Here is a 21,711-nt window from a genome sequence, read left to right as displayed (position 1 = left end):
TCCTTAAGCATCGGTGCGGGAAGGGAATTGCTCACCCCAACGGCATAACGCCTCTGCTCCAGCATTGAGCGCCGCTCCGCTTTCTGTCAACGAATAGACGACCTTAGTCGGCGATCCCGGATAGACTTCTCGGTTCACAAGCCCGTCAGCCTCCAGTTCGCGCAATTGCTGCGTCAGCATCTTTTCACTGATCGCCGGAATCGACTGCCTCAACCGGCCGAACCTGCGAGACGCCGTTCCAAGCTCACAAAGAATATCCACTTTCCACTTCCCTTCGATCGCCTTGATCGCGGTTGCGAAGCCGCAATTGCCCGTCGGCTCATTCATGATATTCTCCTTACCGTTGGGTAACCACTTACCTCCAGGTGCGTATTGTGCGCGCCACTCACTCCAACATACCTCTGCCCGTGACGAAAATTGGCACCTATTGGTATGGAGTGTTGTAATGAAGCTTTCAATCAGCGTTGTGGGGACGGGTCGTATGGGATCAGCGCTCGCCCGCGCCCTGCTTCAGTCGGGATATCGGACGACGGTCTGGAACAGGACAAAACAAAAGGCCGAACCGCTGGCCGCGCTCGGCGCCACCGTTGCGACGTCCGTCCTGGAAGCCGTCAATGCGGCTGAGATTATCATCGTGAACGTAAGCGACTACCAGGCAAGCGCAGTTCTGCGCGACGATGCTGTTGCTTCAGCTATTCGCGGCAAGTTGATCGTGGAACTTACTTCGGGAACGCCGCATGGCGCACGCGAAGCCGCTGAATGGTTTGCTGCGCACGGAGCCAGCTATCTCGATGGCGCGATCATGGCCACGCCGGATTTCATTGGCACAGATGCCGGGACGATACTGATCTCGGGGCCAAGGCAGGCTTTCGACGCGAACGAGGAGATGTTTCGTGCGTTGGGCGGCAATGTCCAGCATGTCGGGGAAGAACCGGGACGTGCGAACGCACTTGATAGCGCGCTGCTTGCTCTCATGTGGGGCGCGCTGTTCGGAACGCTGCATGCGATCGCCGTGTGTCAGGCCGAAGAGATCGACCTGGGCGAGTTGGGACGGCAGTGGACCGCAATAGCGCCTGTTATTGACGGGCTTGTCGCCGACCTCATCAAGCGGACGAATGCTGGCCGGTTTGCCAGCGACGACGAGACGCTCTCGTCGATCTCCCCGCATTACGGCGCATTCCAGCATCTCCTGGAGCTGATGGAGGCGCGCAAGATCGACCGCTCCGCGGTCGACAGTTACGACGCAATCTTCCAACGGGCGATTGCAGCTGGCCACCTACATGATGATTTCGCGGCGTTATCGCAATTTCTGGAAAGTCCGGATAAGAGATCTCTCCGATCCGGACCGCGCGAAGGATCCCTTCTGGCTGGCTGAGCGGATTTGGTCTCCGGCCTTATTGAGGCGGACCACGCTTTGCCGTCGGCCGACGGGTTCGGGCTTTGTTGTCCGAGCGTCGGCCGAGTCAGACCAGTGATTTACATTAGGGGAATAGAATGCCTTTGACGCTTCTCATCGATTCGTATTGTGCTGCTTGGTCCGATGAGAACGCCGAGCAGCGGCGGGCGTTGCTGTTACCGATCTGGAGCGATAGCGCGACATACACGGATCCTACAGTTCATGCGACTGGCGCGGAAGAACTGCTCGCGCACATCGCAAGAGTTCTGGCCAAGCATCCCGGTGCCCGCATCCTACGGACAAGTGACGTGGATGTTCATCATGGGATCGCACGCTTTGCGTGGAAGTTTGTGATGCCTGATGGATCGTCCTTCCCTGAGGGTTTGGACATAGCCTTCCTCGACCCTGGCCAGAAGCGAATAACACGTATCATCGGCTTTTTTGGGCCGTTGGTAAGATCCTCGGTGTCATAAGCCTTCGCCATCAAGCCGATCGACCGGCGCGTGCCAGCCCGTGCGCCACCAGCCGATCGATAATCTCGCAATAGCTGACGCCGCTTGCCGCCATCGCCTTGGAATACATGCTGATATCGGTGAAACCGGGAATGGTGTTGAGCTCGTTTATGAGGACGCGCATGTCGGGGGTCACGAAGAAATCAACGCGGGCCATGCCGTCGCAACCGACCGCACGGAAGGCCTTTGCCGCCATCTCGCGGATCTTGCCCTCAATCTCCTGCGGCAGTTCGGCCGGGACTTTCAGTGCGGCGCCGTGCTCGTCGATATATTTGGCGTCGTAGCTGTAGAAACCGTGGCTCTGTGCCGGCACGATTTCGCCGGGACGGGAAACGAAGAGGCCGCCGTCTGTATTCTCCAGCACGCTGCACTCGATCTCGCGGCCTCGAATGAATTCTTCGGCCAGCAGCTTGCGGTCGTGCCTAAAGCCTTCTGTCAGCGTTGCCTGGTAGTCTTTTTCAGCTTCAGCCGAAACCTTGCTGACGCCGACAGAGGAGCCCTGTCGGGCCGGTTTGATGAAAAGCGGAAGCCCAAGCGCGCTCTGCAGTTCCGCAAAGGCCGGTGCGGCGCCATGGTGGATTGTGACGGAGCGCGCGGTGGGTAAGCCCGCCTCATTCAGCAGCCGCTTGGCAATGTCTTTGTCGAGGGCGGCGGCCGAACCGAGAATGCCGCAGCCGGCGAGCGGCACGCGCGCCACTTCCGCGAGTCCTTGGACGGAGCCGTCCTCGCCATGGAGGCCATGCAGGGCGGGAAACAGGATGTCGATGTCAGGCAGTTCGTGCGGCGCGCCATGGATCGGGATCGCCATCATCCGTCCCTGTCCGCCCGGCACGAGGCAGACTTCGGTGCCGCTCGACGGTTTCGCCAGCGTGCCCCCCTCGAAGCTGCTCAGCAGCCATTGTCCTTCGCGGGTGACGAAGATGGGAACGGCATCGTATTTCGCGGGTTCCAGCGCACGCAGGATATTGGTCGCCGACAGCACCGAAACCTCATGCTCGGCGGAGCGTCCGCCAAAGAGCACGGCAATACGCAGTCTTTTCGAGGTGTCGGCCATGAGCGTCTCCAAAATGGTCTGGCAGAATGCGGGCGGCAGGGTCCGAATCTCGGTGCGCAGCCCGATCGTTTGCCGACGAAGGCACAAAAAGCTATGTAGATGGTCGACTCGTATACTTGTATACTTGTATACTTGTATACTCGTATACTCGTATACGAGTTCAGGGGTGTGCATTCAAGCCCTGTCTGAGAAGGGTGCTTTGGTCCGGTCTCCTCCCCAGTGCTCCTCTTATTGAAGCGAGCGCAGCATGAGACCTGAATAGGGAGAGAATACGCTGCCCTCTGCTCTGCTTCGCAAATAGCTGGGTTGCCCTAACCATAAATATGTGTTTATCATAAACCATGGCTTATGATTATGCAGGTATGGTCGCACTGGCCGACCCCACGCGCAGAAAGGTATTCGAGCTTGTGGCCGAAGGGCCGCGTTCGGTGGCGAACCTCGCTCGAACCCTGCCGGTGTCTCAGCCCGCGATCTCTCATCATCTGAAGGTGCTGAAGGAGGCACGGCTGGTCCGCGCCGAGCCTCGCGGCGCCAGCAATATCTACCATGTCGACCCTCATGGTCTCGGCGAGATGCGTGCCTGGCTCGACGAGATGTGGGGGAACGCGCTCGACGCCTTCCGAAACGAGATCAACAAAGCCAAGGGGCGAAATGATGACGGCGATCATTAAACCAGCACCTGTGCGCAAGTCGGTCACTGTGGACGTGCCGGTTGCCACGGCGTTTGAAGTCTTCACGAGCGGGTTCGGACGTTTGTGGCGTCCCACTCCATAGGCAAGTCCGCACTCAGGAGCGCGACTATCGAGCCAAAGGCAGGCGGCCGCTGGTTTGAGACCGGCGAGGATGGGACGGAATGCGACTGGGGCGAAGTGCTGGCGTGGGAACCGCCAAACCGCATCGTCCTGGCATGGCGGATTCGCGCCGACTGGAAGTACGATCCGTCGCTACTGACCGAAGTCGAGATCAACTTCTCCGAGGCCGGCGAGAACGCGACTCGCGTCGAGCTCGAGCATCGTCAGCTTGAGAACATGGGCGCGGCCGGTGAAGCGGTGCGTGAGATCTTCGAATCCGATCGTGGCTGGAGCGGCATCCTGCAAGGTTATGTCCAGCTGATCGAGAAGCGGTAGGCTGCCAACCGATCGGCCAACTGACTTACCCTTTGAGTACGTGAAAGGTGCGCTTCAATTCGCAATGCATGTGCTATAGCCAAAGACTAGGAAATGCGGCCGGCCTCCTGCTGAGGCAACGAAGACGAAGGTGCATTGGTCGAAGTGTATGAAGAGCCGTACCGGTGAGATGAGACGAAGCGGTCCAAGACAGGCTAGCACAAGGCCCGGCGTTCTGCTCAGCGCGGGTGCTGGCCTGCGGCTGCTCGCTTCGTTGCTCTTTTTGATCTGGACCATTCCTGCGGCAACAGCCGACCAGGTCGGACAGGCCAAAGAGCAAATGAGGCTCGCTGCGTCCAAACCAGTCACACACCCGACTATCATCGTTGCCCGCGGCATTGCGCGCCACCTTGGTGCTGAGACTTCCCGTTTCAAAACGGGAACGCCTGCCATTGCGGGAAACGGCAAACCCTTTTGCATAATCCCGGATTTGCGCCTGCCGCTCGAAACCGCGTCAGCCGCATCGTTTGGGATAGGGTCTGAAGACGGGCCGAAACTGTCGCCGATCCGCGCCTTTGATGCGCGCGCGCCTCCGCTTCTCCCGGCATGATCCTGGCCGCAACCGCGGCCCCGATTCCCAAAACTTTCACATCGCGTTCCGTTCGGGCTCTCGCCGATCAGAACGCCAAAGCTCTTGTCGGAGGCGGTTTCCGCCCGATATGGGCTGAACGGACAAGAACATGCTGCATTTTTCGCGCTGGAAGACCATTCTCATCTGGCTGACGGTCCTGGCCGGTATCCTGTACGCAGCTCCCAATCTGGTTCCCGCCTCCACTCTGGCATCGCTGCCGAATTGGCTGCCAAAGCAGCAACTGACGCTGGGCCTAGACCTGCAGGGCGGCTCGCACATCCTGCTCCAGATCGATCGGCAGGACCTCGCCAATGAACGCCTCGAAGCGGCGCGAGACGAGGTCCGCACATCGCTGCGCGATGCCCAGATCGGCTATACCGGTCTTGCCGGCACCGCTAATTCCATCCAGGTCCGCATTCGCGACCAAGGCCAGATCGAGGCTGCGAAGAGCGCGCTCGAAAGACTGACGCAGCCGATCTCGACCGGGCTTTTCATGAGCGGCTCGGTGACCGAGATGGAGATGACCGAGCCGGAACCGGGCCTGCTGCGTTTCACGCTGACCGAAGCCGGGGTCGACTACCGTCTCGCCGCGGCGCTGACCCAATCGATCGAGGTGGTGGGCCGGCGCGTCAACGAGCTCGGCACGACCGAGCCGATCATCCAGCGCCAAGGATCTGAGCGCATCATGGTCCAGGTGCCGGGCCTGCAGGATCCGCAGCGGCTGAAGGATATCCTCGGACAGACCGCGAAGCTGACCTTCCAGATGGTCGACCAGTCGATGCCGGTCGAGGAGGCGATCTCCGGCCGCCCGCCGGCGGGCTCGACGGTGTTGTATTCGACGGACGAGCCGCAGGTTCCCTATCTGATCGAGAACCGGATCATCGTCTCCGGCGAAAATCTCGTCGACGCGCAGGCAACCTTCGATCAGCGCACCAACGAGCCGGTGGTCTCGTTTCGCTTCGACAGCCGCGGCGCCACCCGCTTCGGTCAGGCTACTCAAGCCAATGTCGGGCGCCTATTCTCGATCATCCTCGACAACGAGGTGATCTCCGCGCCTCAGATCCGCGAACCGATCCTGGGCGGCACCGGGCAGATATCCGGCAGTTTCACGGTGGAGAGCGCGAACGACCTTGCGGTCCTGCTGCGCGCCGGCGCACTGCCTGTTGACCTCACCATCGTCGAGGAACGCACCGTCGGTCCGAGCCTCGGTAGCGATTCGATCGAGGCGGGCCAGTTCGCGTCAATCATCGCCGGGTTCCTCGTCATCGGCTTCATGCTGTTCGCCTATGGGCGACTGGGACTGATCGCGAATATCGCGCTGCTGGCCAACGTCGCACTGATCATCGCCGTCCTGTCCGTGCTCGGCGCAACGCTGACGCTGCCTGGCATCGCCGGCATCGTGCTGACGATGGGCATGGCGGTCGATTCCAACGTCATCATCTTCGAGCGCGTCCGGGAAGAGAACCGCCAAGGGCGCTCGATCGTGCAGTCGATGGATTCCGGGTTCAAACAGGCGCTGGCGACCGTCGTCGATGCCAATGTGACGACGCTGATTGCCGCCGTCATCCTGTTCTTCCTCGGCTCTGGGCCGATCAAGGGGTTTGCCGTCACCCTCGCCATCGGCATCGTCACCACCGTGTTCACGGCCTTCACGCTGACGCGCTGGCTGGTCGCGTTCTGGCTTCGCCGGCAGCGCCCGAAAGCCATGCCCAGCGGTGTCATGCGGCTGGTGCCCGACGACACGCGCGTGCCGTTCATGGCATTCCGAAAATACGCCTTCACGCTGTCCTTGCTGTTGTCGATCGCTTCGGCCGTGCTGTTCTTCACTGTCGGCATGAACTACGGCATCGACTTCCGCGGCGGTTCGAGCATCGAGGTGCAGGCGAAGGGCCAGCAGGCCGACATCGGCGACATCCGTGAGCGACTGACGGGCCTTGAACTGGGTGAGGTTCAGGTGCAGGAGTTCGGCTCGACCCGGGACGTGCTGATCCGCATCGGCACCCAGGGGGGCGGCGACATTGCCGAACAGTCCGCCGTTGGGAAAGTAAGAAGCGCGCTCGAGTCCGACTACGAGTTCCGCCGCATCGAGGTTGTCGGTCCGACAGTGTCCTCCGAACTTGCGTTCAACGGCACAATGGGCGTGCTCGCCTCGCTGCTGGCGATGCTCGTCTACATCTGGATCAGGTTCGAGTGGCAGTTCGGGCTCGGCGCCATCATTTCGACGTTCCACGACGTGATCCTGATGATCGGCTTCTACGTCGTCGCCGGCATTGAGTTCAATTTGACCTCGATAGCCGCGATCCTGACTATTGTCGGCTATTCCATCAACGATACAGTTGTTGTCTATGATCGGGTCCGCGAGAATCTGCGCCGCTATAAAAGGATGCCGATTGCCGAATTGCTCGATCTGTCGATGAACCAGACACTGGCGCGAACGGTCCTGACCGGCGTGACCACGCTGTTTGCGCTGGCGGCGCTTTCGATCTGGGGCGGCGAGGTCATCCAGTCCTTCACAGTCGCGATGATCTTCGGCATCCTCGCCGGCACCTATTCCTCCATCTTCGTAGCCGGGCCGCTGCTGATCCTGTTCAAGCTCCGGCCGGGCGCCCTCAGCCCAGAGGAAACCGCAGCGGCGAAAGAGCCGCCGGCGCGACAGGCCCTATGATGTGACCGTTCGAAGCTGATCCACGACAGCGTCGGTTTCGGCGCTGGTCGTGGCTCGGCCAAGACTGAAGCGAACGGCGCCCATGCCGATCTTCTCGGGCACGCCCATGGCCGTGAGCACCGGGGAGAGCTCGACCCGGCCGGCGTGACAGGCCGAACCGGTCGACGCCGCGACGCCGTCGAGACGCGAAAGCACCTCGGCACCGATCATGCCGACGAACGAAACGCTGAGCGTGTTGGGAAGGCGGTGCCGAGGGTGCCCGTTGAGTGCGACACGGTCACCGAAACTCTCCTGCAGCGCGTCCCAAAAGCGATCACGCAGCACGCGGACGCGCGCCATCGGGTCCAGGTCGCCGGCGAGCGCGCAGGCGGCGCCGAGGCCGACCGCGAGCAGGGCGCTCTCGGTGCCGGCGCGCCGGCCATGTTCGTGCCCGGCGCCGTGGATCAGCGGCTCGAGCCTGAGCCCGCCTCGGACGTAGAGCGCACCGACACCCTTCGGCGCGTAAAGCTTGTGACCGGCGATGGTCAGCAGATCGACGCCAAGCGTGTCGACCTTGGTTGCAATCTTGCCGACCGACTGCGCAGCGTCGGTGTGAAACCAGACACCATGCTCCCGCGCTATAGCACCGATCTCCTCGATCGGCTGGATCGTGCCGACCTCATTGTTGGCGTGCATGACGCTGATCAGGATGGTGCGCGGCGTGATGGCACGACGCACATCCTCGGGATCGACCCGGCCCGTGCTGTCGACCGGCACATAGGTCACTGCCGCGCCGAGCTGCTCGAGGAACCGGCAAGGGGCGAGAATGGCCGGGTGCTCGACCGTAGTGGTAACGATATGCTCGCCCTTGTGCCTCGACGCGAAGAACGTGCCCTTGATCGCCAGGTTGTTGGCCTCGCTGCCGCCGCTTGTGGACACGATCTCGTCGGGTGCGCAGTCGAGCAGCGCCGCAACCTGCCCGCGGGCCTTCTCCAGCGCAGCCTTCGCCGGCATGCTCGCCCAATGGCCGCTCGACGGATTGCCGAAAGCCTCTTCAAGATATGGCCGCATGGCAGCCGTGACCGAAGGATCGATCGGCGTGCTGGCGTTGTAGTCAAGATAGATCGATGTCATGCCCGGGAGCCTCCTTCGCGGTTTGTCGCCCGGCGATCAGCTTGCGCGGCTATTCCCGCATGAATGCCTGAACCTCTTCGGATGTCACTTTGCCGTCCTTGTTTGCGTCCACCTTGTCGAAGATTCGCTTATGGATGGCGGTGATCTCTTCGAAGGAAAGTGCGCTGTCACCGTCCGTGTCGGCAATGGCGAACATGATCTTCATCATGTGCCCGCGCATGCGCATCATCGGCATTGCGCCCATCATGCCGGGCTGCATCATCTCGCCCATCATGCCCTGACCCATGCCTTGGCACATCATGCCCCGGCCCATGCCTTGGCCCATCAAGCCCTGGCCCATCATGCCGGGAGGCATCATGCCGGGTTGAGCGGGCTGTGCACCTTGGTCTTGTCCCGCCATACCTCCAGGCTCGGGAGACGGCGCCGCCTGCGCGACCGTCGTATCGTGGGGATCGGCTGCGGTTGTTTGCGCGGCGGCTGTAGCCGTCGCGCCGGCGGCGACAATGGCGGCGAGCGCGGCCGCGCGCATCAGTGCAATCAACGTCATAATATCCTCCTTCCTCTCATGGGGCTCGGCAGAGGCGCTGGCGGCTCTGCGGCCGGAGATGCTTTCAGCTCTTTCCCTAATGCCGGCAAACCGCCGGTCGTGGTCAAATTTCAATGTAAGCCAAAGGCGTGGCGAATTCGCGCCGGATCAATTGCTCGGGCAGCGATCTGCCGTTGTCATGTTGCCCTCCTTGAGGACGGATCTGTAGACGAGCGCGAGACATCGCTCATCACGACAGCCACGACTACCCCTGAGAGAAACGTCAGCGCGGCAATCGATGTGATCGCCCATGACAGCCCGAAGCTGTCGGCGATGAGGCCGGCGGAGAGCGCACCGATCGCGTAGCCGAGATCCCGCCAGAACCGGTAGACGCTGAGTGAGCGGGCGCGCCAGGTCGGATGCGAGGCATCGGAGACGGCTGCGATCAAGCTCGGGTAGACCATTGCCGTGCCGAGGCCGAGCAGAAGGCTGCCGACGATCCACCACTCGAACCGGTGCGTCGCCGCGGTGAGAAACAGACCGGCGGCCTGAACCCACATGCCGGCGACGATCAGGCCTTTGCGCCCCCAGCGATCGCTCAGGGAACCCGTGGCGATCTGCAAGATACCCCATGTCGCGGGATAGATTGCCTTGAGGATGCCGATGCGCTCGACACCGAGACCGAAGGACGCGAAGAACAATGGGAAAATGCCCCAGCTCATGCCGTCGTTGAGATTGTTGACGAGACCGGCCTGCGAGGCGGCGAACAGGTTGCGGTCCCCGAACGAGGTGAGCGCGAAGACCTGCCGAAAGCTGATCGGCGCGGCCTGCTGCGCGTGGGATGAAGCCTCCAGCCGAATGTGGTCGCGCGTGTCGCGCACGAGCAGGATCGACAGTGCGGCACCGAGGACGGCATAGCCGATGCCGAGATAGATCGGCACTGGCCGAAGTCCGTATTGCGAGGCGAGATAGCCGGTGAGGAACGCCGTCACCCCAACGGCGAGATAGCCGGCGAACTCGTTGAGGCCGACGGCAAGGCCGCGCGACTTCGGCCCGACGAGATCGACTTTCATGATCACCGTCATCGACCAGGCGAGCCCCTGGTTGACGCCGAGCAATGCGTTGGCCGCAATCACCCATTCCCAGGTCGGCGCCCAGATGATCATGAACGGCACCGGCAGGCCGACCAGCCATCCCAAAACGAGCACGCGCTTGCGGCCCCACGCGTCGGCAAGCTGGCCCGAGACCAGATTGGCCAGCGCCTTGACGACGCCGAAGCTGACGATGAAGGAGACGATGAGCGTCGTCGACGTGACGTGGAACTCCTCCGATCCGATCAGCGGCACCACCGTTCGTTCTATTCCGACCATCCCGCCGACAAAGGCGTTGATCACGACGAGCAGCGCGAATTGCGGCCAGTTCTCCCTAAGGCCGAGCCTGACGGGTGAACCCGCCTTGCCTGGAACCGATGCCGCTTCGTCCATGGCTCAGGCCGCCGCAGCAGCCAGGGCGGAATTGGCGGCCCGGAGCGCCGCGGCCTGCGGCGGAGCCGGCGGAATCTCGGCGAGCATGAAGCGAATGAACGCGGCTTCGTCCTCGATCCGGAGGGCCTCGTTGTGGCGTTTCTCGAAACCGATGGTCGACCAGGGCTTTCCGCTCAGGCGTCGGCCGCAGACCGAGCCAGCATAGGCGCCGGGGAGCACCTCGACATGATCGGGAAGCGCCTTGAGCCGACCGGCGCTGCGAAAGAGATCCTCTGCGCCTTGCTCGGCGCTGACGGCGAGTTCGGTGCGACCGAGATCGCCGGCCATCAGCGTGTGGCCGGTCAGCACGAACCACGGCTCGTCGGCACGCGTGCGGTCGCTGACGAGAAGGCAGATATGCTCAGGAGTGTGACCGGGCGTATGCAGAACGGTTGCGGTGACGTTGCCGAGCGAGAGGACCTCTCCGTCGCGCACGCCTTTGAACGGGAACGCAACATCCGCCTCCGCCGAGAGCACGTAGGCGGCGCCCGCCGCTTCGGCGAGCGCGCGGCCGGCAGAGAGATGGTCGGCATGAACATGCGTGTCGACGACGAAATGGATGCGCATGCCGGCGTCTTCGGCGGCACGCAGGTAGAACTCGATGTCGCCGGCCGGATCGACGACGGCCGCAGCTGCTTTGCCGCCGCAACCGAACAGGTAGGAGACGCCGACCGGATCGGTGTGAAGGAACTGGCGAAGGATCATGGTCTTGCGCTCCTCGTTGCAAAGGGCTAGAAACATTCAATCATTCCGCTGAATGTTTCACTGAGGAGAAGCCGTGTCAAGCACCGGACCGAAACAGGCGATCTACACGAGCCTTGCCGAAGTGGCTCAGGCACTCGGCCATCCGCACCGGCTCGAGCTTCTGGAGCACCTGGCGCAAGGTGTGCGCAGTGTCGAGGACCTCTCCGCGCGAGCCCATCTGAGCTTCGCCAACACGTCGCGCCACCTGCAGATCCTGCGGCGGACGCGCCTCGTCGAGACGGAGCGCCGCGGCAAGCACGTGCTCTATAGCCTCGCCGGCGATGTCGAGGTGGTGGCGCTGATCAAGGCGCTCGGCCGCGTCGGCGAGCGAAACATGGCCGAAATCGGCCGCGTCATGGCCGACTACTTCCGCGCTCGCGATGCGATGGAACCGGTGTCGCGAGACGACCTCGTCTCGAGGCTCCATGACGGCATGGTCACGGTTCTCGACGTGCGGCCAGAGGACGAGTTTGCGGTCGGACATCTTCCAGGTGCCCTCAACATCCCGCTGGCCGAACTGGAACGTCGCTTGGGCGAACTACCTGCGGATCGGGAAGTGATCGCCTATTGCCGCGGCCCCTATTGCGTTCTGTCGTTCGAAGCGGTCGCCGCCTTGCGGGGGCGGGGCTATCTCGTCCGTCGGCTCGAGGACGGCTATCCCGAATGGAAAGCCGCCGGCCTGCCGGTCGAAACGCCCGCCTGAAGCAGAACACGCGGAGACGAGTTCCAGGATCAGAAAGCCGTCCTACTCCGCGGGAGTTGGAAAGTGCTTTTCAAGCCAGGTTCGCCACCTTGGCTCCTCCCGTTTTGCAATGCTCGCTGCATCGTCGCCAAAGAGGAAAAACCGCACGGACAGGTATGTCATCCCGCCCATCCGCAAGGCGAAGAGGTGCGCGAAGCCCGGCGCGGGCTGGTCCAGCCGGACCACCAGTTCGGGATGGTCTTGCGGCCCTGTTCGTTCGACGACGCCCTCGAATGCCTGCGCGTCCGAAGCCACGCGCCGTTGTTCAGTCGCATTCGCCAGGCCCAAGGGTTCAACCAGCTTTCGCCATGCATCAGCTAAAGGTTCAGAGGACGGGACCAAGAGCTGAAAGGCCGAGCCGTGCTGCCCGGGAAAATGCGTGAGGTAGAGGCGGAGCAGGCGGAAGAAAGCGATCCATCCATGGCTGTGGCCCTCGAACTGATCGTCCCAATCATCAGAAGTCGCGAACCAGCGATGGACCACGCGAACGGTGCAAAGCCCACCGGATTTTGCCTCAACGGTCCATTCCGTCGCTACCGTTCCCGGCTCACCCGGTGCTTCTGCGACAAACCGCTTGGGCGGCTCCCAAGCTGTGATGGTGGCGACCGCATCCATGCTTCCATCGGCAGCGAAATGCGAAACGGCGGTTCCTCCGATGCGGCCTTCGAGATCGCTCGGCACGAACCATTGAGATATTCCAGGTCCTGTTGCGATCGCGTTCCAGACGTCCTGCGCTGTACCGGGGACATCCACTTGCGCCTCGACCGAGCGATTGCCGGCAGCATCTTTCTTTACTGGCATGGAAAGTCCTTTCCTTGCGGATTGGCTAGGGAAGGATGCGCCGTCACGACAAGGCGATGGGACCGTCCCTGCGGCGCAGTATCGTCGTGATAGCGTGCCGCGAGCGTGGTGATTGCCTCAGTCAACTCACGCGTGAACGAGGCGCGGTCGGCGGCGGAGCGGAAGCGGATTTCGGTGTCGATCGCCAAGGTCGCCAGGCGCTTGCCGGCATCCGTTGCGGCGCGTTGGAGGGCCCCGATCTCCCGCACCAGCCTAGCGCCGAGCGCGATGAGGTAGCTCGCCGACAGGCGGTCGGCGGTGCGATCCGGATCGGCGCCGACCGGGCCCAGCGCGCTTGTTGAGACGACATAGCTTGTGGCGCTCGCCACCATGAGCCGCTCCGTCAGGCCACCCCACTTCCGCGTGTCTGCAACTTGGACAAGCCCGTGCTCCTCCAGAGCATGCAGGTGGTAATTGATCTTCTGCCGCTTGAGACCGAGCCGCGTGGCGAGGGTGGCGGCCGAGGCGGGCTCCCGCAGTTCCGAGAGGAGCTGACTCCGCACGGGCTCCAAAGCGGCGGCGGCCGCGCTCGGCCGATCTATGACTTCGATATCGAGCATGCAGCCCTCACATTGACAAGCTTTCCTGTCAATGCCGTTGACGAGTATATTTGTCAAGAGCGAAAGGACCGCTTCGCCCCGATAAGCCGACACTCCAACGGCATGCGGCTGCAGCGAGCGACCTATCTGTCGCCACTACCGAAGACGACGCATCCCCCGCCCGCAGTCGGACAATTGCAATGACAGTGCCCTTCGTTGTAGCCATTGCGACCGCTTGATTTTGGAGGAGATGCAGCATGGACCGATTCACTGGCGGTTGCCTGTGCGGCAACGTCCGAATTGTGGCGTCGGGACTCCCATACCGGGTCGGCATTTGTCATTGTCTCGACTGCCGCAAGCATCATGGGGCCCTTTTTCACGCTTCCGCGGTGTTCCCCCAAGATGCGGTGACGATCGAAGGCGAGACACGCGACTACGCCGGGCGGTTTTTCTGTCCCCGCTGCGGCTCGACCATTTTCGGACGCACCGCAGACGAAATTGAAGTGAACCTGGGATCCCTGGACGCCCCTGACCAACTGATGCCAACCTACGAAAGCTGGATCATCCGTCGCGAGTCCTGGTTGCCGCCGTTTCCGCTCACGAGACGATACGAGCGCGATCGTGACGCAACGAGTCGCTTTGAGGAATAGTCGCCCGAACGGTGCGAAAGCGTTTGGGAGGTCACGCCGGCAACGTCACTCCGGAAGACCGGCCTTACGGAAGCCATCAACGAAATGCTCGAGCGTCGCAGCGTCGCGGAATGGCTCCGTCGTGGCCCAGTGGCGGGTGGTGAAATGCGGGTTGCCGACGAGGAACAGTTCGGCCTCTGCGCGCGCCTCGTCGAGCCGGCCCAGTTGGGCAAGGCTTGCCGCCAGGAAACGGCGTGAGCTTGTACGATAAGTCTCGTCCCTGCGCAGTGTCTCGACAGCGGCTTCGTATTCGCCGGCCGCATATTGCGCCTGGCCGAGCGCCAGATAGTACCAACTTGCCGGAAACGGGTTCAGCCGGAACGCCTTGCGAATGTGCTCAAGGCCTTCTTCGACCCGTCCGGCCAGGACCGCGATGTCGGATAATGCCGCCCAGGCATCGGCCTCGTTCGGGTCGAGCTCGATCGCCTTGGCGAATTCCGCATCCGCCTCGGCGAAGCTGCGCTCATAGGCAAGCAGGTAAGCCAAAACCCAGCGGCAGCCGGCATCGTTGGGGTCGATCGCCACGGCTTTGCGCGCCAGTTCCAAAGCAACGCTACGGGACGTTTCGGTTGGTCCGCCGGAATGCACCCATCCCATCCAGTGGTTCATGGCGAGCCAGCGATAGGCTTCGGCATATTCCGGATCGAGCGAAATCGCGCGGGTGAGCATCAGATGCGCTTCGCGCGCCGTCTGCGGCGAATCATCCATCAGCTTGCGCGCCCGCACGCAGAGATCGTAAGCCTCGAGATTTTTGGGCCGATTGCGCGGCGGCGATGCGCGCAGCCTGCCGAGCAACGCCTCCACGATCTTACCGGTGACCTCGTCCTGAACGGCAAAGATATCTTCCAGGCTGCGATCGAAGCGTTCCGCCCACAGACGGTCGCCACCGACCGCGTCGACCAGCTGTGCGTTGATGCGCACGCGCCCCGCAGCGCGTCGTGCGCTCCCCTCCAACAGGTAGCGCACGCCAAGGTCCTGTGCGATATCGCGCACGTCCATCGCCCTTCCTTTGTAGGCAAAGGCCGAGTTGCGTGCGATGACGAACAGGCCGGAGATCCTGGACAGGTCGGTGATCAGGTCTTCGGTCAACCCATCCGCGAAGGATTCCTGCTCGGGATCGTTGCTGACATTGACGAAGGGCAGCACGGCTATCGATGGCTTGCCGGGCAGCGGCAAAGGTTTTCGCTTCGCGCCACCGAGCTGTTCGACGGCCCCCGTGAAGCGGTAGCCGACGCGCGGAACCGTGGCGATCCATTCGCCGCCGTCGGCAGCCGGGCCAAGCAGCTTCCGCAGCAGCGCGATCTGGACCGTGAGGTTGCCTTCCTCGACGGCCGTGCCCGGCCACGCCGCGTCCATCAACTCGGCTTTGCTCAAGATTTCGACGGGCCGTCCAATGAGTGCCGCAAGCAGCTTTAGCCCGCGGTAACCAACGGCAACGGGGACATCGTTGCGAAGCAGCGTTCCCGCACCGGAATCAAGCACGAACGGACCAAAGGCAAAGCGCGATCCCTGCATGCGGCGTATCTATAGCCGGTTTGGAAGTTTTGAGAACTATTTGGGAGAGCTTAATTACGACGCTGTTCGTATCCTGCAGAATTCATCCTCTTTCAGGTCGAGGGTCCCCGGACCTTCAAACCGATGGAGGTTGCTATGAACGATATCCTTGCATCGGCCCCGCATCAGGCAGCGCGGCCGGGAACGCCCGTGGAACCGGCGGAAATGTCGCGTCGGCATTACAGCCTAGCGACCCTGCGAAGCATTATCGCGGCCTGGGACGAGCGGAAGCGCTTTCGCTGGGAACTTGAGCAAATGTCGAGGGACAATCCTCATTTGATCGACGATATCGGTCTGACGAGACGGCAGGTCGAGGCAGAGATCGCCAAGCCCTTCTGGCGACGATAATCCTCGTCGCCGCAAGGTCGCGAAGCCGATACCGTTATCCTCGTCCTTGGTGCAGTACTCGCTCGCGCCGGTCGCTGCGCGGACACTGACAAATAGGCGAACATGGGGAAGACCGGCCACACGCTCTTCGGCAACATCCGGAACTCGCGCCGCTCGTTTGAGTTGAGCTCCATTCCAGACAGCAAAACGGAATCTTGACATGAGCCTGCCCGCCCAACGCCGAATGCGTCTTTCCGGTGGAACCGAGCTTGCCTACGTCACTGCGGGCGATCCATCCTACCCCGCTTTGCTCCTCCTGCATGGGTTTGCCAGCTCCGCACGTACATTCCGCGACGTGATTCCGGGACTGGCAGGCGCAGCCTATGTCATCGCGCCCGACCTCCCGGGCCATGGCCAGTCCGACGTCCCGCCGACACCCTCCTTCGCCGCGATCAGCGAGGCAATTTCCGAATTGCTGACCCACCTCGCGATCGGACGCCGCTTCATCTACATCCATGACTGGGGCACCGCTGTGGGCCTGCAGATCGCCATGCAAGCGCCCGAGCTGGTTTCGGGCCTCATCATCCAGAACGCAAACGCGCATCGAACCGGCTTCGGTCCCGTGTGGGATGCTGTGTTAAAATTCTGGTCAGAACCAACAAAAGAGAACGAAGCGGCCGCGACCCCCGACCTGACCTTTGAATTCACGCGCGAGCAATATACCGGCGGCCTGCCAGAGGAGGTCGCCGCCACGATCAAAGGCGAACCCTGGGTCGAGGACTGGAGCGTGATGAATCTTCCCCGCCGCATGGAGACCCACCGCGCGCTCATCGCCGATCATAAGAGCCACGCCGCGCGTTTCGATGCGATCGCCGGCTATCTAGAAAAATGGCAACCGCCGGCGCTCATGCTGTGGGGCCGTCACGAGCCCTATTTCGATATCGCCGAAACGCTGTCCTGGATGCAGGATCTGCCTCGTATGGAGGCGCATATTTTCGACGGCGGGCATTTCCTGCTTGAGACGCATGCCGAACCAGCACTTTCCCTCATGATGGAGTTCATCAAGCGAACACAGGAGAGACCCACGCAGTTCCCGTCGCTTTAGGCGCAACGCAAAAACAGACTTCAGCGGCGATTCCATCCGGCGGGCCGCGAGATCAAGCAGGAACGTAGGTCAACCTGATCACGTCCTCGCCAATCCGATCATTAGTCATAAGGCGGAGCGGCGGCCGGGGGCCGGCGAAATATGGCTTGCCGTGGCCAAGGACGACGGGGTGCAGGTAGATGCGATACTCATCTATCAGGCCAAGTTCGGTGAGGCTTCGCGCCAAGTCCGGACCAGCAACTTCGATCTCCCCGCCGCGCTCGGACTTCAGCTCGCGGATCGCGCCTTCAAGATCATCCCCAACAAGCGTGGCGTTGGGGCCAACCGACTTCAACGAGCGCGAGACGACCCATTTCGGCTGGTTCCGCCACGCCGCCGCGAAGGCGTGTCGCTCTGCATCCCATTCAGGATGATCGTCGTCCCAGTAACGCATGACCTCATACATTTGGCGACCGTACACACTGCCCGCCTGCCTCTGAGCCTCCTCGATGAAGTGGCGGAAGAGCGTGGGGCTAGGCGCAAACGCCAGATGGTCGACGTAGCCGTCGAGGGACTGGTTCATTCCGAATACGAGCTTAGCCATACCCGCCTCCTTTCCTCACGCGGCACATCCGCGCGGTTCTGACTGCGTTATGCAATCGGTTGTAAGCTAGATCGACTGATGGCGATCGACAGAAGCGAGAAATCATGCCGGATCTCCTTCTGCACTACGATTGCCCGGATTGCTGCTTCTTTGATCCAGTTAAGGTTCTTTCTTTCGCAAGTCCTTCACGACATCGAGAAAAGCCCGCAGTGCCGGCGGCACGGCTCGATGTCCGGGATAGTAGACCGCGACCCCTTCCGGAGCGGGCATCCATGCGGTCAGGACCTTACGCAGCCGGCCATCGGATATGGCCGCTTCGGCGGCCCAATCCGCCACATAGGCGACGCCCAGACCCTCCATTGCGGCTTCGACCATCAGTTCCTCGTCATCGAGGACGATGGAGCCGTTTGCCTCGATCACGAGTTCCTGGCCGGCGCGTTCGAACTCCCATCGATAGAATTTGCCGCTGGGCATACGATGGCCGATGCTATGGTGGCGTTGCAATTCCTCGGGCGTTCCCGGGTCGCCGAAGCGATCGAGATAGGCGGGCGAGGCGACACAGATGAACGTCAACGGGCGTGCAAACGGCACGGCGATCATGTCCTTGGGGACCGATCCGAGGAGGCGCACGCCGGCATCGAACCCGCTGGACACGATATCGATGAGCCGCCCCTCGACGACGATGTCCACGGTCACGTCCGGATGGCGCTCCGCCATCTGCGGAAGAACCCAGCGAACGAGAAGCCCGGCCACCAATCGCGGTGCGTTGATGCGAACCGTGCCCGCGACATTGCCCCGGAACCCCGCGACGCTGTCGAGCGCCTCGTCCAGCGAGGCGAGCGCCGGCTGAAGGCGATCGAGCAACCGGAACCCGGCTTCTGTCGGTGAGACGCTGCGTGTGGTGCGGTTCAGAAGGCGCACGCCCATGCGTTCCTCGAGCGCACGCATCGCATGGCTCAATGTGGAAGGTGCTGTGCCGATCTCGTCCGCTGCGCGGCGGAAGCTGCGGTGTGTGGCAACGGCCACGAAGGCGGTGAGATCGTCGAGCGACGGCCGGGGCATTGATGGGGATTTTGCATCATCTCATGCCGATTTCAACGGCTAATGCGCGCAATGCGATTGCCCTATCTCCTGCTTGTATCAACTCGGAGATACCCCGGCTCCGGCCCGCCGCCGGTCCGCTCCCGTCATCAAGACAGAAAGGAACACGAAATGCCTGCACGTGACGCCATCTATCCGGCCAAACGCCACGCGTTATACGATATTCATCGATATTCCGCGGCCATTCGCTCCGGCGATCTTCTCTTTGTGTCGGGTCAAGTCGGGAGCCGTGAGGACGGCTCGCCCGAGCCCGTATTCGAGGATCAGGTTCGACGGGCATTCGCCAATCTGCGCGCAGTCTTGGCCGCGGCCGGGTGCAGCTTCGACGACGTTGTCGACGTCACAACGTTCCACACCTACCCGGACGAACAGATCGAGACAGTTCTGGCCGTCCGAGCGGAAGAGATCGGCGCACCTCCCTACCCGAACTGGACGGCAGTGGGCGTCAATTGGCTTGCGGGCTTCGATTTTGAGATCAAGGTCATCGCCCGCATCCCTTCGACGACCAGCAGTCAACCGGCGGACAAGCGCTGATCGCTCGCCCCACAGTCTCTGTATTGGCGATTGTACCCGGACGGCGGAAACGGCAGCGCGGCGCGCCCCGGCACGGGCTCGCGATGTCCGTCCAACGATCAATATGCTTTGCCGTGGGCCAAAATACGTCATTCGGCCGCAAACGATTCGAACGTTTTCACCACCGATCACCGCCGTTACTACGCTCTCTCGCCTCTTGGCTATTTCGCGCTCCTCGCGCGGACGTAGTTCCAGCGGCAATGGGCGGCAATTTTCGGTGTTGGCGTGGTGGAAATGGCAAAATTGGCGCGCCGGAGAGGATGAAACTGGGCACCGCTATGTGATTGAAGTCGCTCTGTAAAAACTCTCAGCCGGTTTCAGGAGCCTTGGCCTGTGCGAGGTCCTGCAGGAACTCTTCCATCAGCGGCCTGTCACCGAACCGGCGGTAAGCGCGCTCTGCTTCCAGCGAGAATGCCGGGTACGCCTCGACCAGCTTTGCCATCGTCTGCTGGGCTGCCTCGACCTCTCCGCCCCCGGCCTGCAAAGCGGCCTGAATCAGAAGGCAGTTTGCATCGCGCGGCGCCCGGATCAGGCATTCCTCTATGACGGCGGAAGCCTCATCGCGGCGGTCAGCCGCGTAGAGCGCCTGCCCGTGCACATAGGCATAGTACTCGGGCGCCATAGGATGAAGGCGGCGGGCCCGCTCTGCGTTGGCGACGGCATCATCATATTGCCCGAAGCGAACCTGCGCCTTTGCAAGCGCCATCATGCTGTCGGGATCGTTAGGGTTGAGCTCCACAGCGCGCCGTGCGGCCTGCAAGCCGCCTGAATAGTCGCCCTGCAGGGCAAGCCCGAAGCTGATGACCTGATAGCCAAGGCCAAGATTGGGATCGAGACGGACCGCCTGCCGGGCTTCGCTAAGCCCAAGATGGAGTTCCGGCGCGTTTGCCCGGCCGTCACCGCTCTGCGCCACGCTGGCGATAAAGGTCAGCGCGAGGCCTGCGCGGGCGGCCGCATAGGACGGGTCCATTTCAAGGGCGCGCTGGTAGAGGCCCCGCGCCTCCAGAATGTCCTGCGGGTCATCGGCGCCGTGCCGGTAGCGGTTGCGGGCCTGCAGCACGAGGTCATAGGCCTGCAGATTGTCGGTCGGGCGTTCCGCTGCCGCCGCCGCCTCGCTCCTGCCGATATAGGGCGCGATCTGCGCGACGATTTCAGTGGTCAGCTCGCTCTGGACGGTGAACACGTCGGCGACCTGCCGGTCGAAACTGCGCGACCAAAGATGCGCGCCTGTCTTTACATCGATCAGCTGCGCCGACACGCGAAGCTGGTCGCCTTCACGGCGGGCGCTGCCTTCAACCACATAATCAACGCCGAGCTTCGCCCCGAGCTTGCGCACGTCCGTACCCTGCCCGTGCACGGCGTAGGTGGAATCGCGCGCGATTACCTGCAGCTCTGAATTGCGGGCAAGGGCTGTCGTCACATCCTCGGTCAGTCCGTCCGCGAAATACGATTGCTCGCCGCTGCCGCTCATCGCGGCAAAAGGCATGACCGCCACTGACGGCCGGGGGTCGGCGCGGCTCTGGTCCATCGACAAGACCGCCGGGATGCGGCTGACCATAGCTGCCAGGGGGAGCGGCTGGATTTGGGTGCCGATGAGGATGAGGGCTATGGCGGCCGCGCCATAAGACCAGCGGGCGGCGGTGCTGCGCAGCACCTGCGGCACCTGCCGCCATGGCGACCACGGAGAGCCCGCGCGCCTTACGCGGTAGACGTCGAGAAGTTCGGGAATGTTCTTGGCCCGCCTGCGGCCGATGCGGACGAACCTGTCCGCGCTGTTGCGGTCGGCCGCCATCACCACGGCGCCGCTGACGAATATCTGCCCCGGATCGCACATGGCCTCAAGACGGGCGGCCACATTGACGCCGTCGCCGTATACGTCGCCGTCGTCTTCGATGACATCGCCAAGATTGATGCCGATGCGCAGCTCGAACGGGCCCTTGTCGAAGCCTTCCTGGATGGCCAGCGCCGCATCAACCGCTTCGTTGACGCTGGGAAACATGGCGAGAAAGCCGTCTCCCGCCGTCTTGACGATGCGCCCGCCATGGCGAGCAGTGGTCGGGTCAATGAGCTCATCAAAAACAGCGCGCAGCTTCGCGTAGGTAGAAGCCTCGTTTTCAGCCATCAGCAGGCTGTAGCCGACGATATCGGCGGCCATGATTGCCGCGAGCTTGCGTTCCATCAGCATTATTCCTGAGCGGCGGCCATGCACGGACTACTTAAGGCGACGCACGGTCCAAAATTAGACCCATAATCCCGAATAGGCTTATCAATACAGCTCACAAATGCGTGACGATTGGGGCCTATACCGTTCTGACCTTCGTCAGCCATCGTCTGCTTCGCGCTCGCCACGGACGCCATTTCGACGACGAGCCTGGTCCTGTGATTGAT

At 62.3% G+C, this 21,711-nt stretch carries 22 protein-coding genes; 10 read left to right on the top strand and 12 right to left on the bottom strand.

The annotated features are described in order from the left end of the window. Positions 1-3: 3 nt before the first annotated feature. Positions 4-327, bottom strand: coding sequence for a winged helix-turn-helix transcriptional regulator (locus BQ8482_RS02995; protein ID WP_023796951.1), 324 nt, complete (start codon positions 325-327; stop codon positions 4-6). On the opposite strand from BQ8482_RS02995, the gene BQ8482_RS02990 reads away from it, so the two are divergent. Beyond that, the gene (locus BQ8482_RS02990; RefSeq protein ID WP_123146200.1) at positions 326-1,375 is read left to right on the top strand and encodes an NAD(P)-dependent oxidoreductase; all 1,050 of its coding nucleotides are present in this window, start codon (positions 326-328) and stop codon (positions 1,373-1,375) included. The genes BQ8482_RS02995 and BQ8482_RS02990 overlap by 2 nt on opposite strands. Before the next feature lie 119 nt (positions 1,376-1,494). Next, positions 1,495-1,869, top strand: a complete 375-nt coding sequence (locus BQ8482_RS02985; protein ID WP_123146199.1) for a nuclear transport factor 2 family protein — start codon at positions 1,495-1,497, stop codon at positions 1,867-1,869. 10 nt (positions 1,870-1,879) lie between these two features. On the opposite strand, the gene BQ8482_RS02980 is transcribed toward BQ8482_RS02985, so the two are convergent. Beyond that, complete coding sequence (locus tag BQ8482_RS02980) at positions 1,880-2,962, bottom strand: D-alanine--D-alanine ligase family protein (RefSeq protein WP_123146198.1); 1,083 nt, start codon at positions 2,960-2,962, stop codon at positions 1,880-1,882. Positions 2,963-3,303: 341 nt separating this feature from the next. Between BQ8482_RS02980 and BQ8482_RS02975 the strand changes: the two genes are divergently transcribed. From BQ8482_RS02975 to secDF, 3 genes are all read left to right on the top strand, one after another. Continuing rightward, positions 3,304-3,633 carry an ArsR/SmtB family transcription factor gene (locus tag BQ8482_RS02975; protein WP_123146197.1) on the top strand — a complete coding sequence of 110 codons (330 nt, stop codon included), beginning with the start codon at positions 3,304-3,306 and terminating at the stop codon, positions 3,631-3,633. An 84-nt stretch (positions 3,634-3,717) separates the two neighbouring features. Continuing rightward, positions 3,718-4,089, top strand: a complete 372-nt coding sequence (locus tag BQ8482_RS02970) for an SRPBCC family protein (RefSeq protein ID WP_244602604.1) — start codon at positions 3,718-3,720, stop codon at positions 4,087-4,089. A gap of 719 nt (positions 4,090-4,808) precedes the next feature. Then, complete coding sequence (gene secDF, locus BQ8482_RS02960) at positions 4,809-7,364, top strand: protein translocase subunit SecDF (RefSeq protein ID WP_123146195.1); 2,556 nt, start codon at positions 4,809-4,811, stop codon at positions 7,362-7,364. Here secDF and BQ8482_RS02955 read toward each other — a convergent pair. From BQ8482_RS02955 to BQ8482_RS02940, 4 genes are all read right to left on the bottom strand, one after another. Continuing rightward, a complete protein-coding gene (locus BQ8482_RS02955; RefSeq protein WP_123146194.1) occupies positions 7,359-8,477 on the bottom strand; it encodes a cysteine desulfurase family protein in 1,119 nt (372 codons plus the stop codon). The two genes, secDF and BQ8482_RS02955, sit on opposite strands and share 6 nt — an antisense overlap. 49 nt (positions 8,478-8,526) lie before the next feature. Then, positions 8,527-9,024: an EF-hand domain-containing protein gene (locus tag BQ8482_RS02950; protein ID WP_123147336.1), complete on the bottom strand. Its 498-nt coding sequence runs from the start codon at positions 9,022-9,024 to the stop codon at positions 8,527-8,529. A gap of 176 nt (positions 9,025-9,200) precedes the next feature. Beyond that, a complete protein-coding gene (locus tag BQ8482_RS02945; protein ID WP_123146193.1) occupies positions 9,201-10,487 on the bottom strand; it encodes an MFS transporter in 1,287 nt (428 codons plus the stop codon). Positions 10,488-10,490: 3 nt separating this feature from the next. Next, positions 10,491-11,267 (bottom strand): MBL fold metallo-hydrolase, encoded by a 777-nt coding sequence (locus tag BQ8482_RS02940; RefSeq protein WP_244602603.1) that lies wholly within the window; start codon positions 11,265-11,267, stop codon positions 10,491-10,493. A gap of 37 nt (positions 11,268-11,304) precedes the next feature. Between BQ8482_RS02940 and BQ8482_RS02935 the strand changes: the two genes are divergently transcribed. Then, positions 11,305-11,973: an ArsR/SmtB family transcription factor gene (locus BQ8482_RS02935; RefSeq protein ID WP_123146192.1), complete on the top strand. Its 669-nt coding sequence runs from the start codon at positions 11,305-11,307 to the stop codon at positions 11,971-11,973. Positions 11,974-12,015: 42 nt separating this feature from the next. Here BQ8482_RS02935 and BQ8482_RS02930 read toward each other — a convergent pair whose 3' ends face one another. Then, positions 12,016-12,813 carry an SRPBCC family protein gene (locus BQ8482_RS02930; protein ID WP_123146191.1) on the bottom strand — a complete coding sequence of 266 codons (798 nt, stop codon included), beginning with the start codon at positions 12,811-12,813 and terminating at the stop codon, positions 12,016-12,018. Next, positions 12,804-13,412 carry an ArsR/SmtB family transcription factor gene (locus BQ8482_RS02925; protein ID WP_123146190.1) on the bottom strand — a complete coding sequence of 203 codons (609 nt, stop codon included), beginning with the start codon at positions 13,410-13,412 and terminating at the stop codon, positions 12,804-12,806. The genes BQ8482_RS02930 and BQ8482_RS02925 overlap by 10 nt, the downstream gene beginning before the upstream one ends. Before the next feature lie 236 nt (positions 13,413-13,648). Here BQ8482_RS02925 and BQ8482_RS02920 point away from each other — a divergent pair, with 236 nt between their 5' ends. Continuing rightward, positions 13,649-14,041, top strand: a complete 393-nt coding sequence (locus BQ8482_RS02920; protein ID WP_123146189.1) for a GFA family protein — start codon at positions 13,649-13,651, stop codon at positions 14,039-14,041. A 45-nt stretch (positions 14,042-14,086) separates the two neighbouring features. Here BQ8482_RS02920 and BQ8482_RS02915 read toward each other — a convergent pair whose 3' ends face one another. Then, complete coding sequence (locus tag BQ8482_RS02915) at positions 14,087-15,595, bottom strand: winged helix-turn-helix domain-containing tetratricopeptide repeat protein (RefSeq protein WP_123146188.1); 1,509 nt, start codon at positions 15,593-15,595, stop codon at positions 14,087-14,089. Positions 15,596-15,730: 135 nt separating this feature from the next. On the opposite strand from BQ8482_RS02915, the gene BQ8482_RS02910 reads away from it, so the two are divergent. Both BQ8482_RS02910 and BQ8482_RS02905 read left to right on the top strand, forming a co-directional pair. Next, complete coding sequence (locus BQ8482_RS02910) at positions 15,731-15,982, top strand: DUF1127 domain-containing protein (RefSeq protein ID WP_123147334.1); 252 nt, start codon at positions 15,731-15,733, stop codon at positions 15,980-15,982. A gap of 199 nt (positions 15,983-16,181) precedes the next feature. Continuing rightward, entirely contained in the window at positions 16,182-17,066 is an 885-nt protein-coding gene (locus tag BQ8482_RS02905; protein ID WP_123146187.1) for an alpha/beta fold hydrolase, read from the top strand. Positions 17,067-17,118: 52 nt separating this feature from the next. On the opposite strand, the gene BQ8482_RS02900 is transcribed toward BQ8482_RS02905, so the two are convergent. Both BQ8482_RS02900 and BQ8482_RS02895 read right to left on the bottom strand, forming a co-directional pair. After that, positions 17,119-17,649, bottom strand: a complete 531-nt coding sequence (locus BQ8482_RS02900; RefSeq protein ID WP_123146186.1) for a dihydrofolate reductase family protein — start codon at positions 17,647-17,649, stop codon at positions 17,119-17,121. A 159-nt stretch (positions 17,650-17,808) separates the two neighbouring features. Continuing rightward, the gene (locus BQ8482_RS02895; RefSeq protein ID WP_123146185.1) at positions 17,809-18,711 is read right to left on the bottom strand and encodes a LysR family transcriptional regulator; all 903 of its coding nucleotides are present in this window, start codon (positions 18,709-18,711) and stop codon (positions 17,809-17,811) included. 150 nt (positions 18,712-18,861) lie between these two features. Here BQ8482_RS02895 and BQ8482_RS02890 point away from each other — a divergent pair, with 150 nt between their 5' ends. Further along, the gene (locus BQ8482_RS02890; protein ID WP_123147333.1) at positions 18,862-19,284 is read left to right on the top strand and encodes a RidA family protein; all 423 of its coding nucleotides are present in this window, start codon (positions 18,862-18,864) and stop codon (positions 19,282-19,284) included. Between the two features lie 346 nt (positions 19,285-19,630). Here BQ8482_RS02890 and BQ8482_RS02880 read toward each other — a convergent pair whose 3' ends face one another. Continuing rightward, positions 19,631-21,502, bottom strand: a complete 1,872-nt coding sequence (locus tag BQ8482_RS02880) for a tetratricopeptide repeat protein (RefSeq protein ID WP_123147332.1) — start codon at positions 21,500-21,502, stop codon at positions 19,631-19,633. Positions 21,503-21,711: the final 209 nt, after the last annotated feature.

The sequence above is a fragment of the Mesorhizobium delmotii genome (assembly GCF_900149755.1).
Taxonomy (GTDB): Bacteria; Pseudomonadota; Alphaproteobacteria; order Rhizobiales; family Rhizobiaceae; genus Mesorhizobium; species Mesorhizobium delmotii.
The sequence above is the reverse complement of the archived record's forward strand: the minus strand, read 5'-3'. Positions and strand labels throughout refer to the sequence as shown.